The organism is Arthrobacter sp. NPDC055138 (assembly GCF_053607305.1).
Window position 1 is genome coordinate 171025 of sequence record NZ_JBSGTH010000004.1, and the last position, 26639, is coordinate 197663.

General features: G+C 62.7%; 17 protein-coding genes and 1 riboswitch. Of the genes, 7 read left to right on the forward strand and 10 right to left on the reverse strand.

Translation table 11 applies throughout. The features are described from left to right. Positions 1 to 33: 33 nt before the first annotated feature. Complete coding sequence (locus ACWF5H_RS11465; RefSeq protein ID WP_452036942.1) at positions 34 to 5202, reverse strand: DEAD/DEAH box helicase; 5169 nt, start codon at positions 5200 to 5202, stop codon at positions 34 to 36. Between the two features lie 419 nt (positions 5203 to 5621). Between ACWF5H_RS11465 and ACWF5H_RS11470 the strand changes: the two genes are divergently transcribed. Further along, complete coding sequence (locus ACWF5H_RS11470) at positions 5622 to 7763, forward strand: hypothetical protein (protein ID WP_452036943.1); 2142 nt, start codon at positions 5622 to 5624, stop codon at positions 7761 to 7763. A gap of 164 nt (positions 7764 to 7927) precedes the next feature. On the opposite strand, the gene ACWF5H_RS11475 is transcribed toward ACWF5H_RS11470, so the two are convergent. After that, positions 7928 to 8824 (reverse strand): Lrp/AsnC family transcriptional regulator, encoded by an 897-nt coding sequence (locus tag ACWF5H_RS11475; protein WP_452036945.1) that lies wholly within the window; start codon positions 8822 to 8824, stop codon positions 7928 to 7930. A gap of 217 nt (positions 8825 to 9041) precedes the next feature. Here ACWF5H_RS11475 and ACWF5H_RS11480 point away from each other — a divergent pair, with 217 nt between their 5' ends. The 4 genes from ACWF5H_RS11480 to ACWF5H_RS11495 all read left to right on the forward strand — a co-directional run bounded on the left by ACWF5H_RS11480 (position 9042) and on the right by ACWF5H_RS11495 (position 15733). Beyond that, positions 9042 to 10466, forward strand: coding sequence for an MFS transporter (locus ACWF5H_RS11480; protein WP_452036946.1), 1425 nt, complete (start codon positions 9042 to 9044; stop codon positions 10464 to 10466). After that, entirely contained in the window at positions 10466 to 12184 is a 1719-nt protein-coding gene (locus tag ACWF5H_RS11485; RefSeq protein WP_452036947.1) for an amidohydrolase, read from the forward strand. The genes ACWF5H_RS11480 and ACWF5H_RS11485 overlap by 1 nt, the downstream gene beginning before the upstream one ends. Further along, on the forward strand, positions 12177 to 13928 hold the full coding sequence (locus ACWF5H_RS11490; RefSeq protein WP_452036949.1) for a thiamine pyrophosphate-binding protein: 1752 nt from the start codon (positions 12177 to 12179) through the stop codon (positions 13926 to 13928). The genes ACWF5H_RS11485 and ACWF5H_RS11490 overlap by 8 nt, the downstream gene beginning before the upstream one ends. 170 nt (positions 13929 to 14098) lie before the next feature. Then, positions 14099 to 15733, forward strand: a complete 1635-nt coding sequence (locus ACWF5H_RS11495; RefSeq protein ID WP_452036950.1) for an amidohydrolase — start codon at positions 14099 to 14101, stop codon at positions 15731 to 15733. Between the two features lie 341 nt (positions 15734 to 16074). Here the strand turns inward: ACWF5H_RS11495 and ACWF5H_RS11500 are convergent, their stop codons facing one another. The 3 genes from ACWF5H_RS11500 to ACWF5H_RS11510 all read right to left on the reverse strand — a co-directional run bounded on the left by ACWF5H_RS11500 (position 16075) and on the right by ACWF5H_RS11510 (position 19153). After that, complete coding sequence (locus ACWF5H_RS11500; protein ID WP_452036951.1) at positions 16075 to 16335, reverse strand: hypothetical protein; 261 nt, start codon at positions 16333 to 16335, stop codon at positions 16075 to 16077. Between the two features lie 174 nt (positions 16336 to 16509). Continuing rightward, entirely contained in the window at positions 16510 to 18147 is a 1638-nt protein-coding gene (locus tag ACWF5H_RS11505; RefSeq protein ID WP_452036952.1) for a DNA glycosylase AlkZ-like family protein, read from the reverse strand. 601 nt (positions 18148 to 18748) lie between these two features. Next, entirely contained in the window at positions 18749 to 19153 is a 405-nt protein-coding gene (locus ACWF5H_RS11510) for a PH domain-containing protein (protein ID WP_452036953.1), read from the reverse strand. Positions 19154 to 19422: 269 nt separating this feature from the next. Here ACWF5H_RS11510 and ACWF5H_RS11515 point away from each other — a divergent pair, with 269 nt between their 5' ends. Further along, positions 19423 to 19596 (forward strand): hypothetical protein, encoded by a 174-nt coding sequence (locus ACWF5H_RS11515; protein WP_452036954.1) that lies wholly within the window; start codon positions 19423 to 19425, stop codon positions 19594 to 19596. Between the two features lie 211 nt (positions 19597 to 19807). Continuing rightward, a riboswitch (SAM riboswitch) is annotated at positions 19808 to 19914 on the reverse strand. An 861-nt stretch (positions 19915 to 20775) separates the two neighbouring features. Here ACWF5H_RS11515 and ACWF5H_RS11520 read toward each other — a convergent pair. From ACWF5H_RS11520 to ACWF5H_RS11540, 5 genes are read right to left on the reverse strand one after another with little or no spacing between them, the layout of a single operon-like run. After that, positions 20776 to 22200, reverse strand: a complete 1425-nt coding sequence (locus ACWF5H_RS11520) for an aromatic amino acid lyase (protein WP_452036956.1) — start codon at positions 22198 to 22200, stop codon at positions 20776 to 20778. Between the two features lie 45 nt (positions 22201 to 22245). Beyond that, on the reverse strand, positions 22246 to 23160 hold the full coding sequence (locus ACWF5H_RS11525; protein ID WP_452036958.1) for a glycine betaine ABC transporter substrate-binding protein: 915 nt from the start codon (positions 23158 to 23160) through the stop codon (positions 22246 to 22248). Then, positions 23157 to 23885 (reverse strand): ABC transporter permease, encoded by a 729-nt coding sequence (locus tag ACWF5H_RS11530; protein WP_452036960.1) that lies wholly within the window; start codon positions 23883 to 23885, stop codon positions 23157 to 23159. The genes ACWF5H_RS11525 and ACWF5H_RS11530 overlap by 4 nt, the downstream gene beginning before the upstream one ends. Next, positions 23882 to 24526 carry an ABC transporter permease gene (locus ACWF5H_RS11535; protein WP_452036961.1) on the reverse strand — a complete coding sequence of 215 codons (645 nt, stop codon included), beginning with the start codon at positions 24524 to 24526 and terminating at the stop codon, positions 23882 to 23884. The genes ACWF5H_RS11530 and ACWF5H_RS11535 overlap by 4 nt, the downstream gene beginning before the upstream one ends. Next, positions 24519 to 25634 (reverse strand): ABC transporter ATP-binding protein, encoded by a 1116-nt coding sequence (locus ACWF5H_RS11540; RefSeq protein WP_452036962.1) that lies wholly within the window; start codon positions 25632 to 25634, stop codon positions 24519 to 24521. The genes ACWF5H_RS11535 and ACWF5H_RS11540 overlap by 8 nt, the downstream gene beginning before the upstream one ends. Before the next feature lie 197 nt (positions 25635 to 25831). Between ACWF5H_RS11540 and ACWF5H_RS11545 the strand changes: the two genes are divergently transcribed. Beyond that, entirely contained in the window at positions 25832 to 26620 is a 789-nt protein-coding gene (locus ACWF5H_RS11545) for an IclR family transcriptional regulator (protein WP_452036963.1), read from the forward strand. Positions 26621 to 26639 lie beyond the last annotated feature (19 nt).

A 26639-nucleotide genomic window follows, 5' to 3' on the forward strand; every position in this document is an offset into this window, starting at 1 on the left:
AACCTACTGCAAATGTCTCTTCGCTGACCGTGGTCACTGCAACTCTCCGAATGTTTCACTGTGGGCTTTGACAAATTCTTCAACCGACTGGTGCTTGGGCAAGGTCAGGACGTTCCATCCGCTGAATGCAAGTTCCATTTCCCTTGTGCCGGAGCTGCCGTTGTCCTCGACGAGGATCGCCGTCCTAAGGACCCCGTTATCGAGTGTTGCCTCGATCCGGTGGCCCCCTACCATGACGTCGACGCTGTCAACGTTTCGAAGGCCGTTCTGACGCAGGAAGTCGCCGAGTTCCACGATACGTGGATTGGCAGCGTGGAAATCGACCGGTGCATTGCCAACTTCTGGCGCCGACGCCTTCCGTGATGCCGAAGTCTCCGGCTGGATTGTCGATGACAGCTGCATGTCCATCAGCAAGTTACGGACCGTCCGGCGGTCGATCTTCTCGTGGGAACGCTGGTTTCCGTATGACAGGAGGCACCGGTAGCAGCCGCGGACGCAAGCATCGAGTTTGTCTTCGCCGCTTTTCGGGTCGATATGCAGGATGTCCAAGGCGCTTGCAGCAACCCGTGACAGTGCGTCCTGCTCGGCCTGTAGCCGGCGAAGAACACCTGCACCGCCTTCCGCGGCTTCGACCAGGAGGATGCGTCCGCGCTCGCCGTCATCGGGTAGCAGCTCCGAGGTCAGCTCTGAATCCTCCAGCTGGAAGACAGCTTCGATCCCGCGCTCGATTGCGTACTGTGCGGTGACAGCCTCTGTATCATCCATTGCTTCGGTCCAGCGAAGGACGGCGATATTGCGATGGTCTTCGACGAACGGGATGACTTTGTCGGCCCGCTTTGACTTGTCAACAGTTGCGATGTCCGGATCGAGTTCCTCGTCGTCGGCAGCGTTGGCTTTCGCCTCACTCAGCCAGGCGCCGGTGGTTAGGTCCAGCCAGTAGCCGCGGTCGTCCTTATTCTTGCGGTTGGTCCGGCCGATGTTCGTGACCCGAACGGTTGCCCCGTCCCCATAGGTAACGTCTGCGACGATGTGGCCGTCGACCGTCACCGCCGCCTCGGCGCGGCGGGGACTGGTCGGCGCCCCGGCGAACCGGTAATTGGTCAGCAGCTCGAAACCTTGTCGGTTGCGTTCTTCCTCGTCGGCGCTGATCCGCTCTCGGCGCACCGTGATGACCGATTGGAGTTGCATGAGGTTCTTCCAGCTACCACCGAGGGCTGCCCCGCAATGCTCGCAGATTTCAAGGCCAACGGCTCGCTCGTGGAGGTAGCCGCAGGATTCACAAATTCGAGCCTCGGACATCGCCACTTCACTGGCGTCCTCGTTGTCACCGGTGCGCGGCAGGCTGACTTTGGTGACTTGGTAACGGGCACCTTCATGGTAAATGAACGACTGCGGCCCGAATTCGCTGATAGCGAGGAACCGGGAACGCTGCAGCCATGTGCTGGTGTAGTCATTGTCGCGGCTCTTGATCCCGGGGATGAAGGCAGCCAGTGGAAGGCGCGGGAAGGAGTAGCCCGGCAGGAAACCCTCGGAGGCCAGGTAGCGGTAGGTGTAGAAGTCCGATTGCCCCCGTCCCTCGCTGTCGTTTAGAAGGATCTGGACACGCTGGAAGGCTTCGTTCTCGCGTCGACGGGCGGCTTCGCGAGTTTTGCTGTCCGTGGAATGGTCATTACTAGCCCGATACGCCTGTTCGCGTTCGGCCATGGCATGGCGGTACAGATCCCGCCAGCGTTCACACGCTCGGTCGAAGCTGGCGAACGCCCCGTCGACGACTCTGTCGGACCACTGTTCGTCCCACCAGATCGTGTTCTGAAGTTCTTGGGCAACGGCGTCAACAAGACGGCGAGCACGTTGTTTGGCCGACTCCGCCGCAGCTGTGTCCTTCAGCTGAGAGTCGACTCCGGTCATGAGCGGATAACCGGGCTCTTCCAAAGCCAGGACATGGGCCATGGAAGAGCCAAGGCCTTCTCCGGTCGTGGCAAGGGCCTCGGCGAGCCAAATTGCGTGCACGTGGGACCGAACGAGGTCTTCATTAGCGAAGTCCAACCGCGGGGGCTGGACTTGCCCTGAGACCATGAGGTTGGAGCGCTCGAAATAATAGGAGTCATGCGCGTTCCCGGACGCGCAGTAGGTCACTACTAGAGCCGGTTGGCCCGAGCGCCCTGCACGGCCGCTGCGCTGCGCGTAATTTGCGGGTGTAGGCGGTACGTTCCGCATGGCAACGGCATTCAGCGACTTGATGTCGACGCCCAGTTCCATCGTGGGGGAGCAAAACAGCAGCGGAAGTTCAGCGCTGCCGAACTCTTTCTCACGGGATTCGCGGACAACCCCGGGTACTTGAGCGGTGTGTTCGGCTGCGCGGAGACCGGATAGTCCGGCCGCGCCCTCCGTATAGAGATCCTTGAAGAACTTCACCACGCGCGGTTTGCGGTCGGCGTGATAGCTACGCCTAATAGGATCGGCTGCACCCGATTCGCCGTTGCCGGGACGAAGGACCATCGCCGAGAGTTTGAGCTGGTAGCCCCGTTGCCTCCCGTTTACGATGAACGCAATTAGTCCGTGCTTCTCGAGCAGATGGATGAGATCCTCGATGATCTCATTGGCTTCAGAAGGGGTGAGGGCGACACCGAGCCGCTCTGGCCGGCGGAGCCAGCGCCCGAAGCCGCTCTTGCCCGTGACGGTTAGCAGGTTGCGCCCCTTTTGTCCTTCCCGCAATGATTCAGGAACAGCCAACCCCGTTTCGGGTGCCCGCTCGCGGTCGGTTACCGACCATGCACCTTTGAGATGCTCATGGCTCTGGCTGCGCAGCCGGTCCAGCCACTCCTGTGAAAACTCCTCGGCTTCGATGGCGAGCACCCTGCGGAACTCGTCGAGGAGGACACGGATAATTTCTTCACGCTGGGCGGGATCGGCGTCGCGCAGGAGGTAATGAGCGCCTTCCCACCGATGTTCCTGCTCAGCAAGTAGCTTCACATGGGGATAGTCGACGCGGAGAAGCCCTGTTTGTTCGAGGTTGGGCAGGGTAATGCGCCAACCGCGTTGGAGATCCCGAAGTGCGCGGTAGGTCAGGACCTGATGAAGCGCTCGCTTGGAAGGACGCGGATCCAGCGGATCTTCGACCCGGCTATATTCGTTGGAAGCAAGATTTAGGCACTTGATGAGCGCATCGCCGAGCTCAGTGGCGTCGATGCCCTCTTCAGGTGCCTGCTGCAAGGCACGGACCAAGGCGGCGCGTAACTGTGCGACTTGCACAAAGTCGTTGAGATGGCCCGATTGCAGGGCCGCGTCCTGACGGTTGTCGACAAACGTGAGAAGCTTCTTGGCTTCAGTGTCAAGATCCTGGCCTGCATCCGATTTGAGGAGCTGAACAAGCTTCGTTGCAAGGACAGTGACAGCGCTGGATCGACCTTCCTGGTCTAGGGTTACAAGTTTGCTGTATTCACCGCTGCGGACAGCCTCATAGGTAACGCGGCAGCCAAGGCAGAATCCCAAGGACCCGGGAATCCATGCGGCCAGTTGGCCCCCGTCGAATGACTGCGCATCCTCTGGGGCCCCCATTCCGTTCGTATGGACAACGTAGCGCTGCGGAACCCGGCCCCTTTTGGAATCCACAACCGTGGGGTTGCCGCTCGCTGTCTCGGTTCGCCAGGACGCTGGCAAACGATCTTCGGCCAGAGGATCCTTGGGCCATTCGAGAGAGGAGGAAATAAACAGGTATCCATCCTGGCCCTCCGGATTGTCCTTTTGGATGCGCAGTTCATGGCGGGCGAGGAAGCTTGTTCCGGATGCTCCTTCGGACTTCGTCACCATGAGGTATTCCTGGCCGCATTCACGGCAGAAGGCAAGGGGATAGAGCCGTTTCTCCTCTTGACCTACGATGACCTGGAAATTGGTCTCAATGATGCGGGTTGCCTCGTCCTCGGCCGTGACGAAAACCGAGCCGCCTTTGGAGATAAACTGATGCAGGCGGAAAGCGAAGAGCGGACGCTGAGTCTGCGGATGCTTTGCCTTCGAGCCTGCGAGCAGGGTCGCCTGAATGGCCCGGGCGCAGTCACGGACACTCTCCTCTGTCGCTTCCGACAGCTTCTCGGCGGCCTGATCGACGGTCATAGGAGTACTGCGGACCAGTTTCCCCGTGGTTGGCTCGAGCCGCAGTCCAAACTGGTCTTCCACCCAGGAAGCCAAGCCATCGCTTTGCAGCGTGCCGTAATCGGAGGATAGGGCAGCGACGGAGAATTCGGTATCGGAGCGCTCTATAACGGATGCCTTTAGAGTCTCCGGGGAAGGGTGCCGTTCGTTTGTAACGCGTACCAGCGTCTCCATAACGACGTTGTCTCCCGACACCTCGGTGCCGAATATGCGTGAGGCGACCTTGCCGACGTCGGTCTTTTGGTCCTCCGATGTCCCCTCTGAAGACATGGTCGCTGACGTGCCGATGCACTGCAGCGTTTCTTGAGCTTCACAGGCGTCGCGGAGCCGGCGCACTAGCATGGCAACGTCCGCGCCCTGCCGGCCTCGGTAGGTGTGCAGCTCGTCCAGGACAAGGAATCGCAGGCCTTGGGCGGCGCTGATAAGCGAATTTCGTTCATCCGGGCGCGTCAGGACGTATTCGAGCATGACGTAGTTGGTCAGCAGGATGTCGGGCGGGTTCTTCAGAATTTCCTGGCGGGTGTCATGATCCTCCTGGCCCGTGTATCGCTGGAAGGTCACGGGAGGTTGGCCGTTGAAGCCGTTGAGGAGGAACTTCTCCAGCTCTTCCCGCTGGCTGTTCGCCAATGCGTTCATGGGGTAGACGATGATCGCCTGAACGCCCTTGCCGCTGCCGTTGCGGAGCACATGGTCGACGATGGGGATGATGTAGGACAGGGACTTGCCCGAGCCGGTGCCCGTAGTCAGCACGTAAGACTTGCCAGTGTTGGCAATCCGAATGGCATCTGCTTGATGCTGGTGGAGGGTGAGCTCGCGGGAGCCCTGGTCCTCTCGGCTCTGCTTAATCCGGAAGACCTGCCGGCAGTCTTCGTGCAGCAGACCGCGGGCCACCAGCTCGCTGATGGTGCCGCCGGTCTTGAAGGAGGGGTTGAGCGACAGCCAAGGGTCTGGCCATTGGGCGCCCTCGTTTGACTGCTTTTCGACGGCCTTGGCTATCGCTGGATCCTGGATGTCGACGAAGCCTTCGCTGAATGACCGGTATCCTTCAATCATCTGATTCCGGATGCCAAATGCGTCCAAAGCGTCCCCCCGTGGTCTCGCGGCCGATCATGTTCCGTCATCGAAACATGCCTTTTCCAGACTAGTTCTACGGGTGCAGCTAAACGATACAGCACACATAACGAAACGGTAGACAACGTGTCATGTATCTGGACTCTCGTTGGCGTCTCTTACAGTGAGCTCAAGGATGAAACGGACGCAAGTTCTTGATGGGGCGCAGGGGGCACGCAGTGATGACTTCGTGCTCACTGCTGCCAAACACGAGCATCTATAGAGCAACCTCAGTCTACGGGCGGCCCAAAGGGATGAAGGTCGGCCCATCCGCGCGGAGGCTAGCTCCGCCTGGGCGGAGTTAGCCTCCGCGCGCAACTGAACCGTCGAATTGATTGCAATTATCACTCAAAGGAGAATCAGTGGTTCTAGCAGGACACGGCTTCGAGCTCGTCGGAGTGAGCATCTTCGGTCCAGAGCCCCTTGATGCCGTACATCTAAATCTTGATGAAGGCTTGTCTGTGTTGTACGGGCTTAACGGCAGCGGCAAGACGACGGTTCTGAGTGAGGTCGAAGCAGTACTCGCTGGAATCGGCCCGAACCATCCGTACGGTGTCAGCTCAACGCGGTCCTGTCTTCATATACGGCTCACATCCTTAGAAGCGGATCCGGGTCAATTCGAACCGTCGTCATTTGAGCTCGCTCTCATGGACTCCATCCTTGATCCCATGGGAGCGGATTCGCCTCCTCGCCCGACCCGTTTCGAGAAGTGGCAGGAAGTGCTCAATGATTTTCTCTGTGAAGAGAAGGAATCAGATTGGATCTGGGACGACCCCTTGCTGGCCAAGCAGCAAAACGTTCACTTTGCTCTAGTCCCGATCGGCACGCCCAATAAACCAGCTTGGGGTTCCTATCTCAGCGCGGAGCTTTCGAAGACAGAGTGGAGCGCGCTAAAGCGGGTCGTCGATGTACAACGTGATTTCTTCACAAGCGTCCTTGAGAATCAGGATGCCAGCGGCATAAAAGCAGTTCAGGCGGCCGTCCAGGAATGCTCCATATCTGGTCAATGGGAGACCCCATGGACCAAGGTTGCTTCGAAGGGTGCTGTCGAGCGGGATCTCGTTAGTGGCTGGCCAGCTCACTTTGCATTGCCAATCTCCCTGCTTGGACGGATTGAAGTTGCACCCGTCCACGTGATCTCCGATCGGGGAACGATGGAGGGTGTACAGGAGGCTAGCAACAACTTGCTCGTGTCCCTCGCAGAGAGCGAGGGTGAGCTCATAGACATCGCCACCGAATCTGAAACTCAGCTGAATCCTCGGTTCCTTCTAGCGGTTTCTGAGGTTACATCTGCCGCCAACACATTCCTAGATTTAACCGGTCCGCACTACTTCACGCTCGAGCTCGAGTTGAAATCACCGAGTGAATGGTTTGTAGGTGAAGTCCCCGAGTGGTGGGCCAAGTCAGGGGATATAGAAGTTGGGCTCGGTCGCTTATCTGGGGCGGAACTTAGGTGGGCGAAGACTGCGCTGCAATGGGCGATCACAGGTCAGGACACCAGCCGGCCGCAAATTTTCCTTATTGATGAACCCGAACGCGGGCTACACCGAGCACGTGAGCGAGAACTGCCGCGGGCGATGAACAGTCTGTGTCGTGCCTCTCAAAACTTGAGTGTTTTGGCCGCGTCTCATGCCCCTGCGTTCCTCGATGTACGAGTTGGCGCGATCCTTCATCACGTCAGTAGGCTGCGTGAATACCCTACCGTTCTGCATTCAGTGGACCTCAGCTCTCAAGCTTCTTTGTCCCAGTCTGCGCATTCCTTAGGTCTGGCACCCAGCGACCTGCTGCAGCTGACCAGAGTTTTCGTGCTTGTTGAGGGAATTCACGACGAGATAGTCCTCGATACTCTCATTGGCGATAGCATCCGCGACGGAGGAGGCAGGATTATTCCTATCAACGGAGCAGCCCACGCCCGTTCCATAGCGGATGCGCGAATTCTTTTTGACGCTACTGAAGCGAGCGTGGTCTTCGTCCTTGACAACGTCGTTGGGCGTGAGGCGAGTGAAATATGGGAGTCCGCTGTAGGCGCTTATGAAAATGGTCAACGGAAGGTCGCGAAGTCGATTCTGGCCAGATTAACGGACTTGAGTTTCGGGGGAGAATCGTTGTGGCTTCGAGAATTGGGAGAGCGGGCCATCGACTGCAATGTCATACACCGCATCAGGCCGTTTGGGCTTTCTAAGCGCGACATTCTCTGCTACCTGCCTGTCACCGACTTCGTGTCCGGCGCACGCCGATGGGAGGACCTTGAGACCGAGTATGATCGGGCGCGCAGGGACGGGCGAACCAAGATGGCGTTCAAGTCCTGGCTAACGACGATGCGCGGTGCTGACTTTTCGCGTGCAAATATCGAGAAAGCAGCAAAATCCATGCCTAGACCCCTTCCCCGAGAGTTCACGGAGCTGGCTCTTCTGAGCCAATCCTTTGGCCTTCTCGGCCCACTTGATCTCTTGGACGGGGCAGTTCACGGGGACCGTGGCTGGGGCAAGGATCGCAGCTCATAGGCCGGCGCTGGCCGTAAGTTGTTCGGAGAGCCTAGCGCGATGCGGTAGGGAGGCCAGTGCGGTTGTTCGGGCTACGAGCGGCTGTATGCTGTGACGATCGTCGGCTTCCCTGTCGTAGCCCGACCGCAACATGGACGAATTTGGCTTGCCGAGGGTGGCTTGTTTTACGAGATCCTCCGCGCGTAGTCTTCCTTGATGACTTCCAGGTGGAGCCAGGAGTCAGTGCGGCTGACGGCGGGGAGGCTGCGGATTTCTTCGAGCTGGGCGAGGAGATCGCGGGGGGATTGGGCGGCGAGCGTGGTGATGGCGTCGAAGCGGCCGACGGTCTGGGCGACGAATTCCACGTGGGATGAGTTGCGCAGGAGTTCGAGGACGGCGTCGTTGCTGCCGGCGATGTTCAGGCCGACGCCCATGGAGAGCTGCCGGCCGCCGGCGCCGCGGGACTCTACCGCGCTGATACGGATGATCCTGGTGTCCAGCAGGCGCTGCACGCGGGAGCGTACGGCAGTGGGTGTCAGGCCCACGGCGGCAGCGAGGTCACGGTAGCTAGTCCGGCCGTCCTTCTGCAGGATTTCGATGAGCTGGGTGTCCACGCCGTCGATGGTGACCTCGCCGGCGTATTGCGAGATGAAGAAGCCCTTGACCAGCCGGGTGTAGACCAAGGTGTCGATGTAGGCAACGTTGGGGTGCTCGCGGAGCCGGGTGAGCACACCGTGCAGTTCATCGTGCGTGGACACGCGGATCTCGGCGACCAGATCGTGGGTGCCGCCGACGGCCGAGACCAGCACCGCCTCCGGCCATTCGGCCAGCCGCTCGGCGATATGCCGCACCGGTCCGGACGCCACCACGGAGACGTGGGCGATCACGTGCTGGCCGAGGAATGCCGGATCCACCGCGGCCACCACTCGGACGGTGTGGCTGTCCAGCAGTTCCCGCAGCCGGGCCGAGACCGTGGCCCGAGGGAGGCCGAGGTCGCGGGCCAGGTCCTGGTAGCTGGCCCGGCCTTCCTGCTGCAGGGCACGGACGAGTTTTGTGTCGATCGTTTCGGTGGGGATCGCCAAAGTTTTCTGAACCTCCCAAGTGAGCACCGTCGTCGTCAATTATCCAGTGATACAGCGCACATGCAAGCACTCCGGAGAAACAATGCGCGGGAACCTGCGCAAAACTGAATTCAGCGGGCCGTAACGCAGAATTTCTGCTCTTGTCGGATCATTGAACCGGTCCTACAGTTGCATGGATCACACCGGCATCCATGCCTACACCCCAAGGTGGAAGACCATGTCACACACATCAGCAGCCCGGCCGCAGTTCAGCCACGCAAAGGCGCGGCGCGCAGGATTCGCGGCCTTCGTCGGCACCGCCATCGAGTGGTACGACTTCTACATCTACGCCACGGCCGCGGCCCTGGTCTTCGGCCCCATCTTCTTCCCCGAGGCGGACCGGCTGGCCGGCATCGCCGCCGCCTTCGCCACCTACGCGGTGGGCTTCCTGGTCCGGCCGCTGGGCGGGATCATCTTCGGGCACATCGGCGACAAGTTCGGCCGGCGCCCGTCGCTGGTGATCACGCTGCTGGTGATGGGCCTGTCCACCGTGCTGGTGGGCGTGCTGCCCACCTACGAGAACATCGGCTCCTGGGCCGCTGTGATGCTGGTGCTGCTGCGCGTGCTGCAGGGTCTGGCCGTGGGCGGTGAGTGGGGCGGCGCCGTGCTGATGGCGGTGGAGCACGCGCCGGAGAAGCACAAGACGTTCTACGGCGGCTTCGCGCAGCTGGGCAACCCGGCCGGCGCGCTGGGCGCCACGCTGATCTTCGGCATCCTGTCCGCACAGGGCGAGACGTTCCTGGTGGACGGCGGCTGGCGCATTCCGTTCCTGCTCTCCGTGGTGCTGATCGCCGTGGGCTTCTGGGTGCGCTACCGGGTGGAGGAATCCCCGGTCTTCGAGGACAAGGTGGAGGGTAAGGAACAGACTGTCCCGATCAAGTACGCGCTGGGCAAGAACTGGAAGCCGATCCTGATCGGCATCGGCCTGCTGCCCATCTCCACCGGCGGCTATTATCTGGCCACCACCTTCGCCACCGCCTACGGCACCGACCCGTCGGTGGGCCTGGACGAGACGCTGATCTTGAACGCGATGTCCGTGGCGGCGTTCTTCGAGCTGATCACCTGCCTGGGCATCGCCTGGCTGGGCGACACCTGGGGCCGCAAGCGCGTGATGGCCATCGGCCTGATCGGCTCCGTGGTGTTCATCGTGCCGCAGTTCCTGCTGATGTCCACCGGACCGGAGTGGATGATCTTCGTGGCCTTCGCCGTGGTCCGCGTGGCGATGAACTTCACCTACGCTCCGGTGGCCACCATCCTGTCCCAGCTGTTCAAGCCGCAGGCGCGCTACACCTCCATCTCGCTCTCCTACGGCGTGGCTGCCGCCCTGTGGGCGGGCCTGTCCCCGCTGGCCGCCACACTGCTGTGGGATGCGACCGGCACCGTGTGGTCGGTGATCGGAATGTTCGCCGCTATGGGTGCGCTGGGCCTCTTCTGCTTGGCGATCGCGCCGCAGCACGTTGACGAGAACGTGTTCGACGATGCCGCTGGTTCAGATGGTGCCGCGGGCGGTGCCGCCCGCCCTGAGAGCACAGGCGGCGGGGATGCCGGCAAGCATGAGGGCCCGGGCATTGAAGGTATGTGGAAGAAGGAGAGCTTTAAGTAATGCGCAAGCTGAAGACGTTCGACGACAGCGCCGATTTCCAACCACTGCTGGTCACCGCCGGCACCATCCACACGCTGGACCCGTCCGGCAAGGGCGCGACGGCGATGCTGGTCGCCGCCGGGCGGGTGGCCGCCGTCGGCACCGAGGCCGAATGCCGCCAGGCCGCCGCCGCGCTGGGACTGCGCGAGCCGGAGGTCCGGGACCTGGGCGAGGCCACCGTGGTGCCTGGGTTCATCGACCCGCACGCGCACCCGCTGATGTACGGGCAGATGAAAACCTGGGTGGACTGCGGGCCGGACCAGGCTGGCAGCATCCCGGAGATCGTGGCGCTGCTGAGCGCGGCCGCGGAGACCGCGCCGGCCGGGCAGCCGGTGCGCGGCTACGGCTACGAGCACCGCAACCTGGCCGAGGGCCGGCACCCCACCCGGCAGGAACTGGACCAGGTGGCCGCAGACCGCGAGGTGTACCTGATGAACGCCTCCGGACACGGCGGCGTGGTGAACAGTTACACGCTTGAGCGGGGCGGCATCACCCGGGACACCCCGAATCCGGCCGGCGGTGAGTTCTTCCGCGACGCCGACGGCGAGCTGACCGGCGAGCTGTCCGACGCCGCGTGCAACATCCTGACCGGTCTCGGCGGGGTGAAGGTGGGCCACCACGGCCCCAACTTCCACCTGGCCGACGCGCCGGAGGAGCACCTGCGTCAGCTGGCCGCGGCGCAGCAGGACTTCCTGACCGGCGGCGTGACCACGGTGGGCGACGCCCAGGTCTCCCGCCGCGAGTTCGACATGTACCTGCGGCTGGCCGAGGCCGACCAGCTGAAGATCCGCTACAGCATGTACTTCCTCTCCCACCTGCTGGAGGAGGGACTGGAGATCGGCATGACCGGGGCGTTCGGCAACGCGCACCTGAGCTTTGCCGGCTTCAAGTTCTACGCGGACGGCACGCTGGGCGGCTGGACCGCCTACTTCCCGGACGGCTATGTGGGCGACCCCTGCCGCACCGGCCAGCTCTACCACGACCCGGCCGACTACGCCGCGCTGATCCTGAAGGCGCACGCGGCCGGACTGCAGACCGCGACGCACGCGCAGTCGCCGACGGCGCTGGAGATGGTGATTTCCGCTATCGAGGCGGCACAGGCCGAGCACCCGGACTCCGACGCTAGGCACCGGATCGAGCACTGCGGACTGCCGACGCCGGAGCAGATCCGCCGGATGGCCGACGCCGGCATCTTCCCGGTGAACCAGCCGCAGCACTACTACAACTGGGGCGAAGGCGTGACCGCCGCGGTCGGGACTCCGGGGGAGCGGTTCAACCCGCTGGGCGAATTCATTAACGCCGGTGTGCCGGTCACCCTCAGCTCCGACGCACCGGTAGCCGAACCGCGCCCGCTGGAAGCCATCCAGGCCGCCGTCACCCGGGTAACCCGCCGCGGCCACAAGCTGGGCCCGGACACACTGAAGATCACCGCCGCCGAGGCGCTGGAGGGGCACACACTCAACGGCGCCCGGGCACTGGGACGCGAGGACGACCTCGGCTCGCTGGCCGTGGGCAAGCGCGCCGACTTCGCCGTGCTCTCCGCGGACCCGCTGGCCGTGGCTCCGGAGACCATCGCGCAGATCCAGGTGCTTCAGACCTGGGTGGGCGGCAGACCGGCGTTCGAGGCCGAGCCCAGCCGAACCAGCGAGCCGGCGCTCGCCGGAGGCGGCCATGTCTGAGCAGACCGCGCAGCGGGTGCAACAGGACGTCCAGCTGCCGGACGGCGTGGTGGCCGACAATGTGGGCCTGAGCGTACTGACGCTGCTGCGCAACTACGGGATCGACGCGGTGTTCGGCATCCCCGGCACGCACAACCTGGAGTTCTACCGGCATCTAGCGCCGCTGGGCATCCGAGCGGTGACCAGCAGGCATGAACAAGGTGCCGGGTACGGCGCCGACGGCTGGTCGCAGCAGACCGGGCTGCCCGGCGTCGTGATCACAACCTCCGGACCGGGCCTGCTCAACGCGCTCTCCGCAGCCGGCACCGCGTACTGCGAGTCGCGGCCGCTGATCATCCTGTCCCCGGGTGTGCCCGAGGGCGAGGAGTTCGCCGATGTCGGCGCGCTGCATGAAACCAAGGACGCCACGGGTGCGGCCGGCGCGATTGTGGAGTGGTCGCGCCGCGTGCACTCCGGGACCGAGGCCGCGCAGGCTATCCACGACGCGTTTGAGCTGTTCCGCTACGGCCGACCGAGGCCGGTGCACATCGAGGTCCCGCTCAACGTGCTCGAAGGCCCGAGCGACTGCCCAGCGGAGCTGCTGGAGCCGGTCGCCCCGCGCGAGCCGGCCGGCGCCTCCGCCCAGGCCATCCGTCACGCCGCGCAGCTGCTGGCCGAGTCGCGCCGGCCGGTGATTCTGGCCGGCGGCGGGTCGCTGCGCGCCGGCCACCACCTGCTGCAGTTCGCGGAAGCGCTGGATGCCCCCGTGGTCACCACGCTCAACGGCAAGGGCGCGGTGCCCGAATCGCATCCGCTGGCGCTGGGCTCGGACATCCGGCTGCCCGCCGCGCAGCAGCTCTGCGAGGAAGCCGACGTGCTGCTGGTGATCGGTTCCAAGGTGGGCGAGGCCGAACTCTGGTTCAACCAGCTGCACCCAAGCGGCACGGTGATCCGGGTGGACATCCTGCCCGGCCAGATGGCCAAGAACGTTGTGGCCGACGTTCCGCTGGTCGGTGACAGCGCCGCCGTCGTGCCCCAGCTGCTCGCCGCACTGCAGGAAAATAACGACGGCGGCGTCGAGCGCTCGGTGGTCGACCAAGCGAGCGCCAGCGAGCGCGTGGAGACCGAGCACGTGGAGACCGAGCGCGTGGAGACCCGAGACCGTCGAGACAGCGGTGCCGACCGCGTGGCGCGGCTGCGTCCGGTGCTGCGCGATGCGGCCCGCGAGCTGGCCCCGCCGCTGGCGGCGCTCGCCGAACAAGTGGCCTCCGTGCTGCCGGCCAACGCGGTGCTCGGCGGTGACTCCTCGCAGGTGACGTACTTCGGCACCGCCAGCTTTGTGCCGCAGGAGCGGGCGCACTCGTTCCTCTACACGCCCGCCTACGCCACACTGGGCTACGGCCTGCCGGCGTCGATCGGCGCCAAGGTGGCCGCGCCCGACCGGCCGGTGGTCTGCGTGCTCGGCGACGGAGCACTGATGTTCGCGGTCCAGGAGCTGGCCACCGCGGTGGAGCAGCGGCTGGACCTGGTGGTGGTCTGCGCGGACAACGGCGGCTACGGCGAGATCCGGCAGAACGAGCTGGACCGCGGGATCGCGCCGGTGGGCGTGGACCTGGTCCAGCCCGACTGGGCCGCCCTGGCCACCGCCTTCGGCGGCCACGGCGAACGGATCACCGCCGCCGAGGACTTTGCGCCAGCACTCGCGGCCGCCATCGACGCCGGCGGAGTGCGCCTTCTGCACGTTCCCACGCAGTTGTTCGAGTAAGCGCGAACCCGGTGGTCGACCGGTCTCTACTCGGCGCTGGCGCGCCTCCATCGACCACCCGAGGCTCGGTGGTCGACCAAGCGAGCGCCAGTGAGCGCGGGGAGACCCGAGCACCGCCGTCGTACTTTCCTCTGCACCTTATTAACAGCACCACCCGAAAGGACCTACCCGTGAGCACCACCCAGGAAGCCACCGCCGTCCCAGCCAGCCTCGCCGCCGAGGCCAAGGCCACCGCGCGGGAGTGGATCGACGCCAACATGGACCGGCTCTCCGAATGGCACCGGCACATCTGGGAGCTCGCCGAGCCGGCCTGGCGCGAATACCGGTCGGCCGCCTGGTACGTGGAGCGGCTGCGCGCCGAGGGCTTCGAGGTGGAGGAGGGCAGCGGCGGCATGCCCACCGCGTTCAAGGCCGAGTGGACGCAGGGGAGCGGCGGGCCGGTGCTGCTGACCTACGCCGAGTACGACGCCGTGCCGGGCAACTGCCAGGCCGCCTCCACCGAGGAAACCCCACGCGACGGGCTGAGCGCGTTCGCCCCCGGCCACACCGACCCGCACTCGGCGCTGGGCATCTCCACGCTGGCCGGGCTGCTGGGCACCAAGCACGCCATGGAGGTCCACGGCATCGCCGGCACCCTGCGCTACACCGGCGAACCGGCGGAGAAGGTGCAGGGCTCCAAGGTGGTGCACGGGCTGCGCGGCTACTACGACGGCGTGGACGCGATTGTCAGCTTCCACCCGTTCTACATGCTGCCGCTGTGCAACACCGCCCGCTGGGACACCCAGTGTGGCAGCTACTACTCCAAGGTCTACTCGTTCATCTGCGACGAGCCGGAGACCTGGCAGCTCTCGGCCAACCCGAATTCGCCGATCCCGGCGTCGCACTCCGCCGCCCGCGCTCCGGGAGCGAACGTGGCGCTGATGCAGATGTACACCAGCTCGCGGGTAATGCAGGACGCCATGCTGCCCAGTTTCGGCGGCTGGAGCCTCTCGGACGCGATCCTCGGCTCCGGGCAGGCGACGGCGGACAACCTGCCGGCGCGGATCGCGCAGATCCAGTACTCCTGGCGCTGCCCCACGCTGGAGATGGCCGAGCATGTGCTCGCCGTGCTGGACCGCAACGCCGAGCACGCCGCGGCGATGGCGCACTGCCGGGTGGAGACCACCTGGGTGGCCCGCAACCGCCCCGGCATCACCAACCACGTGCTGGCGCAGGCGCTCTACAACAACCTTGAGCAGGTCGGCGCTCCTGTATATAACGACGACGCCGTGGCCGCCGCGCGTGAGATCCAGTCCGGACTCGGGATTGAGCCGATGGACAAGCCCTTCCTGGACGAGTGCGAATCGCTGATCTCCCCGCAGGACGCCGAAACTGCTTTGCGCGAGCATCTGGCCCCGTGGCAGAAGAACTGGACCAGCGACGACTACGTGGAGATGACGCACTACGCCCCGACCGTCCGGTTCTACATCTCCCGGCCCGCGCTCAAACCAGCACCTGGCAAGGGCGCCTACCCCGGCTGGGTCATGAACGCCCTCGGCGGCATCCCCGCCGCGATCGACCCGACCATCGAAGTGGCCGGCAAGACCATCGCCGGCACCTTCGTGGACATGCTGACCTCGCCGGAACTGCTGGTCTCGGCAGCCGACGAGTTCAAGCAGCGCAAGGCCGCGGACCCCACTGAAGCCCTGCTCCCCGCCGACTTCATGCCGCCCACCGGCCTCGCCTGGCCGGACTACTCCCCGGCCGGCGGCGTCGCTTTCGCTGCTGCCCCCGGCGAGAGGACCTGGCACCCGCAGGCGCTGTAGCAGTTTGGCTTGCCGCGCCGGAGATCGGCCCGGCAAGTCAACAGCACTCATGAGTCGAGCGCTATATCTCCGGTGACAGCCTTCCAAACCTCCGTCGCGACCCAACCGCGGACTTATGGCGTCGTGTCTGCACGATGAAAACTTAGAGACTCTGGTGCCAAAGCTTTTGAAATGCGCTCTGACCCCACTCGAACCTTTTAGAAAGACGCCGAAGTTATAAGACACGGGCTCGGTATCTTATAACTTCTGGGGGTTGCCAAGCCTGGCTAGCGTCCAGATGTTGGCGATAACGCACGTCGCAGATGGGAGAGTGAATCAGATTTACCGGCGCATCCCAAGTTTCACGAGTGGGTCAACTCCTCGGCGACGGACTCCGTGCCTTCATGAGGTATGAACCGGCCGGCGGTGGAGCCGCCGCCGAGGTCGTACACCAGTCCGTTGGTGAATGAGGCGTCGCTGCCCAGATGGCAGATGACTGCGGCTACCTCGCGCGGCAGGGCGGCCCTCCCTAGGGGAATGGCCGACAGCCACTCGTTGGCGGTCTCGGGAGCCTCGGCTTTTTTGAGTTCTCCAGCTTGGGTGTGCTCACGATGGACGGGCACACGATGTCGGGCCGGACTCCATCCGGCCCATGGTCCAAGGCCATGCAACGGGTCAAGCCAACACAGGTGCCGGTGAGAGGACTTGGCACCCGCAAGCGCTGTAGCGGCTCAACGAGATCTCCTGCTGGACATGCAGGCTCGCAGTATCGTAAGCGTCCAGCAGGACGGGTGAGCCTATGTGCCTCCGGTGCTATCAGTCAGCATGTAATGTGCACCGCGCCGTTCACCCTGCATCTGGATATCACCTGATGCAGCCATTGAACGCAGGAGCTGTGAAGCGGCAGTAGTGCTGATCCCGCATAACTCGGCTGCTTCTCGTCGCGTTATGCGTCCGAACTCACGGATGTATTTGAGTACCATTTCCTCACGTCTCATGGCCTCCACAGCGACCGAGCGGACGTAATCGCTGCGGCGTACAGCATTCTCGTAAAAGGCCGGCGGCAGATGATACTCGCGGTTTCTTCCGGAGCCCCGCACTTCAAGCATGCCTTTCTCCTCCATGCGGTTGAGGACGGGTCGAAGTTGCGATTTTGGCGTGTCCAGGTCATCGGTCAAGTCCATCAGTGTGACGGCTCCATCGACGCGCAGAATGTGAAGAACCCGCAACTCGTTCAGCGTAAGCTCATGACCATCGGTTTGAATGCCGTGCACATAGGCGACCAGGTCCTTGTCGGCTGCCTCCACCGGAAACGTGACAACGACCCGGGTGTCGCTGCTTCTCGAATAGTCAGGCTCATTTCTGCCGAGCCGCAGCATTTCCCGGTACATGATGCTGACGCCCCGTCCAGAACGTTCAACGAGGCCAGCACGTTTGAAAGCGTCGGCGAGAGCCCGGCTTCGGGGTTGTGACGAATCGAGGAGATTCTCCATTGTTATGCCACGCGGAAATCCGCCGGGGCTGCTGACCGAGAAGGCATCGTCTTTGAGGGATACGGAGACCGGGCCGAGACTCGTATAGTCACGGTGAACTAATGCGTTGGCGATAGCTTCGCGAGCGACTGACATGGGGATCCGCGGAAGAGAAAGACGCAGGAGTCCAAGCTGCATCTCATCTTCCGTATTTCTCGCTTCAAGTCGTTCTTGAAGCTCCTCGGCAACCTTAAACAACGGCGACCTCAGTAAATCGTTGGTCTTCAGACGCGTTCGTTCCAGAACTTGAAAGGCCACTTCGTGATTCGGCACCCAGCGGGCGATAGCCTCTTCTGTGCCGAACAAGAGAATGGCGCCCAGCGTTGGCGAGCCACCATGAAGGGGGTCGGTGAGGGCGAGCGCTCTCAGGATCTCAACGTCGGCGAGCTCGGCCAGTGACCGGTCCCCGGAAGCAGCGGCGCAGAGCCTACGAAACCTATCAAATTCTTGTGGATCAAGGTCTGACATCGAGGCAGAAAGGGCAGGCAATTCCGCCCAGTCCTTGCCGCTGGCGCTGAACTGGCTCAGCAACAAGTCGTGTGGTTCATAAGCTATGCACTCGGGCGTGCCATCGGTTTTCATTGCCCGTCGCTGGTACACGCCGCGGCTGGTGCCGACGGGCATATCTTGGTCCGGGATTTTGATGACCACGACGTCAACGCCTTCGACAGACAGGACCTCAATCTGGGTGGGGAGGCTGGGCCTGGTTCTGTTTTGGATCAAGGCTTCCAGCTTGGCCGGATCTGTTCGTTCACCGTGCCACGGGTAGCAGCCAGAGATCGAGCGATCATCGTCAACGCCGATGAAGAGTGTCCCTCCGCGTCCATTGGCCAAAACAAGCCACGGTCTCGACAAGGTCGTTATCCGTGAAGTCGCTTCGAGAGCGGCGATGTTTGAACTCAACGGTCAGAGATTCGCCAGCAGCCACTAGCTTTGAAATTTCTTTGACCTCCATATAGACATGTTATGCATAACTTATGCGTTTTACGACACGTGCCCCCTGTGGCGACATAAATATGCATAAGTTATGTCCTTGGTGGTAGCAAGGTCCTAAAGGCGGTCGTGAGAGAACTCGAAAGTCTCGGTGCAACACAGTCGACTAGCAGCCATCGGTGACAAAATCACGCCCGACGGACGGCGGGCTTACGGACCAAGCGTGCCCGTTAAAGGCGTAACCCCGGCGATATGGCGAGCCAGTGATCGTTCCGGGGTCTTCGACAGCAACTATAGGAAAGCGTGTGCACGAGGGCAACAGGGTTCGCGGGTCTGAGCGCAACAGGAACAGCTGAAGGGCCATACACTGAGGCTGCAACTGGAGATCTGCTTGGCCAAAGCATCGTCCGGGCTTGCCTGTCAGCAGAACCCCGCCATCCAGAGGAGGCGGGACGGGATCCATGGGTGCCAGCGCCGACGTCGTACTGGCATTGCCGTGGGTTGGCATGACGCTGTGATGCCGCCGGGAGGCAATGAGGATTCAACTGTGCGCACCTCGGTGGATCGGCCATCAGCCTTCCGTCGGCGAGTAGAGGGAATCGCGGCCGTCCGTGGACAGACCCCGTGGGCGACGCTCTCGGAACTGATGGCTCGTCGGCTTGGCCAGCCCGACGAGCCGATTTACCTCGCCATCAACCAGGGAACAAGTTTCGCCGTGACGAGCTTCCGGAGACCCATCACTCACGAGAGCGGCTTTCTCGTCGCCCCGGAAGTCGGCCTGCTGGACGCCGCCTCCGGTGTTGATGGCGATCGAGGAAGTCGAGGCGAACTTCCCGAGCATCGATTTGTTGGAGACCATGGAGACGGAACGGATGTTCTTGTAGGGCACGGACGTGATGGCCATCTTGCCGCCGACAAAGCTCTTGTCCTGGATGACCACACGCTTGTCGGTAATGCCTACGAAACCGGTGCCCACGCCGATGCAGTCGTAGACGGCATAGACAGTTTCGCCCTGCAGGAGCCCTGCCTGAATGAGGGCGAGCCGTTACGGGCGATCGTGGACGATCTGGTTCATGGTGGTCCTTTTGTGAGACGTGGCGGACGGCCTGGACATGGCATCGCCGTCCGCTGGCGACTATCGGCCGGGGCAAGACGGCGGAAAGGGCGCGCGCATACCTTTCTTGCCCCCTCAGGCGTCGGCAGGGCACCTGTATTCCCGATCGCGCTCAAGGCCGGGGGTTTGGCTTGAACCTGACGCAGCGGCCTACTGCTTCATGCTCGGGGAAACCGGCCACCGAGACCGGCGAGGACTTCGAGAACTGGCGCGACAACCGCGCCCCGCGCGACCACAGCGCACAGGCCCCGGTGGCCAGCGGCATGGACCTGCCGGAGTTCGAAGTCGTCGAACTCGCTGGCTGATTTGCGGCTCCCGCGGCCGCTGTGCCCAGGGCCGTCGCCGAACCCGGCGCGGTGCAGGATGGCGACCGGACCGTCGTCGTCATTCCGAAGCTGAACGGCACTTGGGCGAGACAGTTGCGATGGCCAGGGCTGCAGGTGGGGAAGCAGCTGGCGAGCGGGGCGTGCCGTGGCAGTTGTTTACCGTGTCATCGAGCGGTGGCCTTCGGGCAGCGGGACCTTCTTGACTCCGCCCGGAGGCCGAATCGTCACCTGGAGCACCCCGCTACGCGAGAGGGTTGCCGGCCAACCAGCCAGAGCTTGTCGTTGGCACTCTTGATTCAGTCATCAACCTAGGACCACGTAGATCCGCGGTCAATCAACGGGCAACAGTTCTTCAAATATGACGCCATGAGGCCGCCCGGCTTCCGCGCGCTTTGCAGTCCACCTCTTTGCTCCGCTCTCGGCACTGCAGCCCATCACCAGCCTGTTCCGAGCCATCGGCCATCTGGCGGCCGGCCTGCGGATCGATCCCCAAGCCTGTCCTGAATTTCTGAAGCCGTGGGAGCGGGAAGCCCTCACCACGACCAGGAGAAGAAATCAGCCGGGCAAGTGGAAGCCCGCGCCGCTCCCAGCGACAGGACCTACTCCAACACAGCCTCAATCCAGCCGCTGACCAGACCACCAACCCATCACGTCTCAACCCCATCTACCGGCAACGGATTAAAAAAACTGGGCAAACACGCTGAAAACGCAACGGTGCCCGGCCTGCATCAGCAGGCCGGGCACCGTTCGATTCAAGAAGGTCCACGACATTCCCAGCACCTATGCTGCACACCGCGAACCGGTGAACCGGTGAACCGGCCGAACATACAGGGCTCCAAGGTGGTGCAAAGGCTGCAGGGCGCTACTACGACGGCGTGTCTGGCTGATCTCCCCGCAAGACGCCGAAGAGATGCTGCGCGCGAGCACCTGACTTTGGCCGAAGACGTGGATTAGCGACGACTACGGGGAGCTGACGTATTACGCCTCTGCCCTCCAGGTTCTACCTCTCCCGTCCCGCCCGGAAGTCCGCAAGAGAAAGACGCTATATCGGTTGAAAGTCGCACGTAGAAACTGTAAATGCGCGAGATACCTCCGTCTGCGGGCGTCGGACGCTAAGAACGTCCAACATCCGCGGATGGCGCATCTGATGAGAGCCCGCTAGATCAAATGAGCCTCTTGCTCGGTCAGCGCCGGAGCGGCCGTAAGGTACTCCCTCAATTTTCCGAGCGCGCCATGGAAATCGACGGGCTGCGTCCCGACAGGGAATCGTTCGAGTATGTCGAGCTGGAATTCGCCAAGCTCACCACCGGCGAGCAGATTTTTCCGGCTGGCCGTGTGGGCAGCGACGACCGCGAGTACGGTGGCGACAGCCTCCAGCGCGAGCTTGGCCTCCCCAGCCTTCCTCCACGCCATGAGGTCCAGTGTTCCGGTGTCAGTCTGACCTCCGTTGCCCAGTGAAAGCAGGGTGGGAGTGGCGGCGGCGCGCGCCTCCTCTGCCCAACCCGTGGCTACGTGGTAGAGGGTGGACACCTCCGACTCCGGCTCGAGGTAGAGCAGGCCGCCGGGCATTTCCGTCACCTGACTGGTCAGAGCGGCGAGAAGCTGGGTAGTGTCCGCCCACGACCGGGTGAGGCCGTCAAGCGCAGCGGATGCGAACGCGTTGTGGTATCCGCCGTTGGACAGCACCGCACCGAAGGGAGGGCGTTCCTTGGGACCCAGGAACGCGGGGTTGTTGGAAGAAGACCTCAGGCCGATCAAAGCCAGACGCGAGGCTTCTGCCTCGTATCGACGGAGGCTCCCAAGCAGGCGCGGCGCGCTCCGGAATGAGACGGGAGCCTGATAAGCCAGCTGCTGGAGATCCTGGTTGTCCACTAACAGTTCACGGATTCTGCGCAGCGACCGGCCTTGGAAATCATCGCCCCAAGCAGTTTCGAAGAATTCATCGAAATGGGCCAGGGGCGCGGCCGCGGCAAAGGCAGCCAGCGCAAACACCTTCTCGGCCACGTCTGCGCGTCCGTCCGCTCCCAGCGCGGCGTCAGCCAGGGCGGCGGCGGCCACCGGCGAGCCGTTGATCATGGCCATTCCCTCGCCCAGCTTGAGCGTGCCGTTGAAGCGCCTCCGGAATAGATAGCCCAAGGGGATGATGTCGCCCGGCTCGCCGCAGCCGCGTTCTGGAACGAACGGTTGCTCGGGTTCGGCGAGCATGTCGGTGATCCGTTCGACCGTCTCGGAACGCAGGCAGCCGGTGCCATTGAGGAAGTCCGCCAACCGCGCGACGATGATTCCTCTGGCTAGCCGGTCCGGCAGTCCCGGCCCGAAGGTTGAGCCGGACGCCGGCATACGGGTGGAGTATTCACTCAGTGCCACGTCTTCCATCACATTCTTGGCGCCCACATGATGCATCGTTGTGATGCCATAAAGCCGAACTTCTCGGTTGTACTCCACAAAAGCGAGAAATTCGGCGCGCCGTTCGTCTATCCTCTGCTTCAGGGCGCTGGAGAGTTGGATGGTTCCGCCATGGCGGGTGACATCTTCGAACAACTCCAGGGTCAGGTCCTGGACGCCGTCAATAACGTGGTGCATGATGCTGTCCTTGTCTGGTGATTGACTGAAATATGGTGGCCGCGGTTAGGGCAGTTGTTGCTGGTCAACCCATTCCGCCGCCACCTCGGCGGCGTCGCGGTGGTCTAGGACGTAGTCCGCGTTCATGGCCGTAAGGTCGTCAGTGGTGAGGGCGGCGCTGATGGCATCAAGCACTTCACGAGCCTCGTCCGGAACTGCTTCTTTGCAGATGAGAGGGGTCACGTTATTGACCCCGACTGTGTTCTTCGGGTCTGCCAGGACCTTGTAGCCATTCGATTTAATCTGCGGCGTTGTGGAGAACAGAAGGGCTGCGTCCACGTCGCCCTTCTCGAGCGCAGATATCGTGATGGGACCGGAGTAGTCCAGCAGTTTGTAATCCTTGAACTCCACTCCGTAGTCCTTCTGGAGTCCGGCGTAACCGTCGGCCCGGGTCTTCCACTCGGTTGGCCCTCCGACGGTCAAGTCTGACGAGACCCTCGCCAGGTCTTCGATGGTCTCCAGATCGAGGCGTTCTGCGGTGGCTTGAGTGACGGTTACTGCGTTGTTGTCCTGCGCCGGCGAGGAATCGAGGATAGCCAGGGAATCAGGCAGAACTGACCGCAAGGCGGCATCTACATTTTCGGTTCCAGAAGCCTTCGCTTCAGGTTTGACGAATGCCAGCAGGGCTTGGTTGTATTCCGGAATGACGCCGAGCGAGCAGTTTTGAACCTGGCTATACAGAACCTCGCGGGCGCCGATATTGAGGTTCCGTTCGACCGCGAAGCCGGCGTCTTCGAGGGCTTTCGCATAGATCTCACCGAGCAAGACGTTTTCGGGAAAGTTGGATGAGCCGACGACGACGGTGCCCCCGGCATGGCCGGTGGTCGGATCGGCGCTAGCGCTTAATGGGTCGCCGCCCGCACAGCCGGTGGCTAGGAAAAGGATGGTGGTCGTTGCGACCACAGTGATCGAGTTTTTCATGCACTTGTCTTTCGACTAGAAGGGGTTGATAGAAAGAGAGAAAGCTTTTGGAAGGGGAAGCAGCGACGGGAAACACCGGGTGAAGTGATGCTGGCCGCCAGCAGGACGAAGAAGATTTCGGTGGCAACGGCAAGCAGGGCAGCAACGATGGAGCCGCCGGCCACTTGGCCGAAGTCGCGACGTCCTAATCCGTCAAAGATGAAGCGGCCCAAACCGCCCAAGCCGACGTAGGCGGCAATCGTTGCTGCTGACACGACTTGGATTGCTGCCAGGCGGATGCCCAGAAGAATCAACGGCAGGGCAACCGGGACTTCAACACGCCACAAGGTGGCGAATCCCCGCAACCCGACCCCTCGGGCGGCGTCCACGACGACGGGGTCGACGGCACGGACACCTTCGAAGACGTTGACGAGCATGGGCGGGACCGCCAGAACGACCAAAGCAATCAACGGTGGCAGGATGCCGATCCCGGAGAGGATGACCACCAGCGTGAGCAGCCCCAGTGTGGGAAGGGCACGGATGGAGTTGGCCACGGTCAGTACTACTATTTCGCCACGCCTCAAGTGTCCAAGGGTTGCACCTAGCGGTAGGGCTATGGTGGCGGCAATCACCATGGCCAGGAGGCTGTAGACGAGGTGTTCGCCCACGCGGACTGGTATGGATTCCGGGCCTGCCCAAGTCGAAGGGGACGCCAGCCAGAGGCCGACAAGTTCAAAAACGGTCATTGCGACCTTCCTTTCGGGGACCACGGAGTCAGCCTGCGCTGCACGGTCACCAAGATCAGATCCGCGATGGCTGCCAAACCGGCGGTGAGCACAATTCCCACGACGATCGGGGTGATGAAAAATCGCTGTGTGCCGTCAACAAAGAGGTCCCCTAGGGAGGACAAACCGATGACTGACACCACCGAGACCATGCCGATGTTCGCCACTGTCGCGACCCTTAGACCGCCGAGGACGACCGGCGCTGCAACCGGTAACTCGACGGCCACCAGCCGGTGCAAGTTTCCATAGCCCATGGCCCCGGCCGCTTGCCGCACGGATTCGTCTGTGGATCTGATGCCGTCCACAACGTTTCGGATGAGCAGCGAAGCCGTGTACAACGTCAACGGCAGAATGGCCGTCAACCGTCCGAGCCCGGTATAAGGCATCATGAAGACGAAGAGGGCGAGCGAAGGTATGGCGAAGAATGCTGAGCTGCAGGCCAGCACCGGCGGATACATCCATGTCCAGCGGACGCAGGCGACTCCCACCGGAACAGCCAGTGCCAAACCGATGAGGATCGGTACGAACGAAAGCAGCATGTGCTCCTGCAGCAGGTTCCACAACTGCGGTACATTTCGGACGATCCACTCCATATCAAGCATGAACCCGGCTCCGATGTTCGTTGATAGCTGGTTCCAGTCCCGGGAAGTCGACCAGGCCCAGTACACGTTGTTCACCGTCGGTGGCCACCGCATACCCTGCAGGCGACAGGAGCGCCGAGTCGAGTGCCGCCCGCATAACGTCGACACCGCGGACGAAGGTGCGGCGGCACGGAATCAGCTCATCACCAGCTGAGGCGCCCGGACGCAGCCATCCCAGCGCTCGGCGCTCGCCGTCGACCTGGAGCCGCCACTCCGCCATGGCAGAGAGGGAGCTCGCTTCGTTGACAACGAATTCATCGCCCGGTTCCAGTCCCGCCGTCGTCATCAATGCGAGCCACTTGACGCCGCTTTCACCAGTGAAGTCGCGCACGAACTCGTTGACCGGCTGGATGAGCAGCCGTTCGGGAGTGTCCGCTTGCACGATGGTTCCGCCGACTTGGAAAACCACCACTTGGTCTGCCAGACGAACGGCTTCGTCCATGTCATGGGTGACGAAGACGATGGTTTTTCCGATATCTCGCTGCAGCCGCAGCAATTCATTCTGCAGGTCTGCCCGTACCACCGGATCAACGGCGGAGAACGGCTCGTCCATCAGCAGTACGGGAGGATCTGCCGCCAGGGCGCGGGCGACCCCCACGCGCTGTTGCTGGCCGCCCGACAGTTGGTAGGGATACTTGCGACCGAGCGCGGGGTCTAGCCCGACTCGCTCCATCAGCTCCACTGCGGCGTTCCTGGCCGCGCGTCGCTTGGCGCCGAGCAGCACTGGCACAGTGGCGATATTGTCGGCGACCGTGCGGTGCGGGAAGAGACCAGCATTTTGGATGACGTAACCGATGCCGCGACGAAGGACAGTTGCGTCCAGCTCAGCGGCGTCCCTGCCACCAATCAGGATGCGTCCGCTAGTGGGCTGGATCATCCGGTTGATCATTCGAAGCGAGGTGGTCTTGCCGCACCCGGAGGGCCCGACGAAGACGGTGATTTTGCCGGCCTGACACTCCAGTTCAATGGAGTCGACACCGACGGTGCCGTCCGGATACAGCTTGCTGATCGATTCAAAGACAACATTTGCCGGACCTCGCCCGACAGATTGGCGCATGTTGGATGTCATCGCATCTCCTAGTCGTAGGAGACCTGCTACCTAAAGAACCTAAGTTACGGCCAGCTGTGACGCAGGTCATTCCACGACCACTATGACCGATAGGTGGTTGCTTCGCAACCATTATGCGGTTGTTACTTTGATACTTCCGCGGCTAAGCTTGAGAAAGCCGCTTTTGTTGCGGCCACGCGGTTAAGGAGGCGAAGAAGATGGCAACGCAGAAAGTGCGCGCTGCTCCCAATCCGCTGCTGCCGGGAACCGGGCGCAATGAATCACTCCAGCGAGCTTTCGACTTGCTTGGCCTACTGGCAGGACGCAGGGGCGGGGCATCCATCGCTGAACTGTGCCAAGAGTCCGCCCTGCCGCGTTCCACTGTCTCCCGGCTGCTGGCTTCGCTTTTCGACGCCGGGGCCGTGGCACGGCCAGGGCAGGACCGCAGATGGGTGCTTGGCCCTACCATCCTGCGTTTGACCAATGCCGTTGCCCAGTTATCTGGGCTGCAGGACAGTAGCACTCGGGTACTGGAAAAGATGACGGCGGATGTCGGGGAGACATCGATGATTGCAGTCCCGACAGGGCCTACAACCGCCAGGGTGATTGATGAAGTGCGCGGCCCCAAGCTCGTTGGCGTTCTGGACCCCTGGGCCGGGGAGACCATTAGCTCGCCAGCCTCCGGTTTCGTGCGTCTGCTGCTCGCTGAAATGACAGCCGCTCAGTCCGACCGCATCATCGGAACCTTAGAGCTGAAGCGCTATACGGCACAAACGATTGTGGATCCCAAAGCTTATGCTGCAGCCATCGAAGAAGTACGGCAGCAGGGCTGCTGCATTGTCAAGGACGAGCTCGAGGAGGGTTTGTCCGGTATCGGCGCTCCAGTCGTGCAGGACGGGCAGCTAATCGCGATGCTGGCTATCTACCTGCCCACTGCGCGCTTCACGCCGGAGTTTGGAGACAAGGCCATAGCGGCGTTGAAATGGGGCGCCCGCGAGTTGGTGTAGCTGCCGCCCAACGCGGACG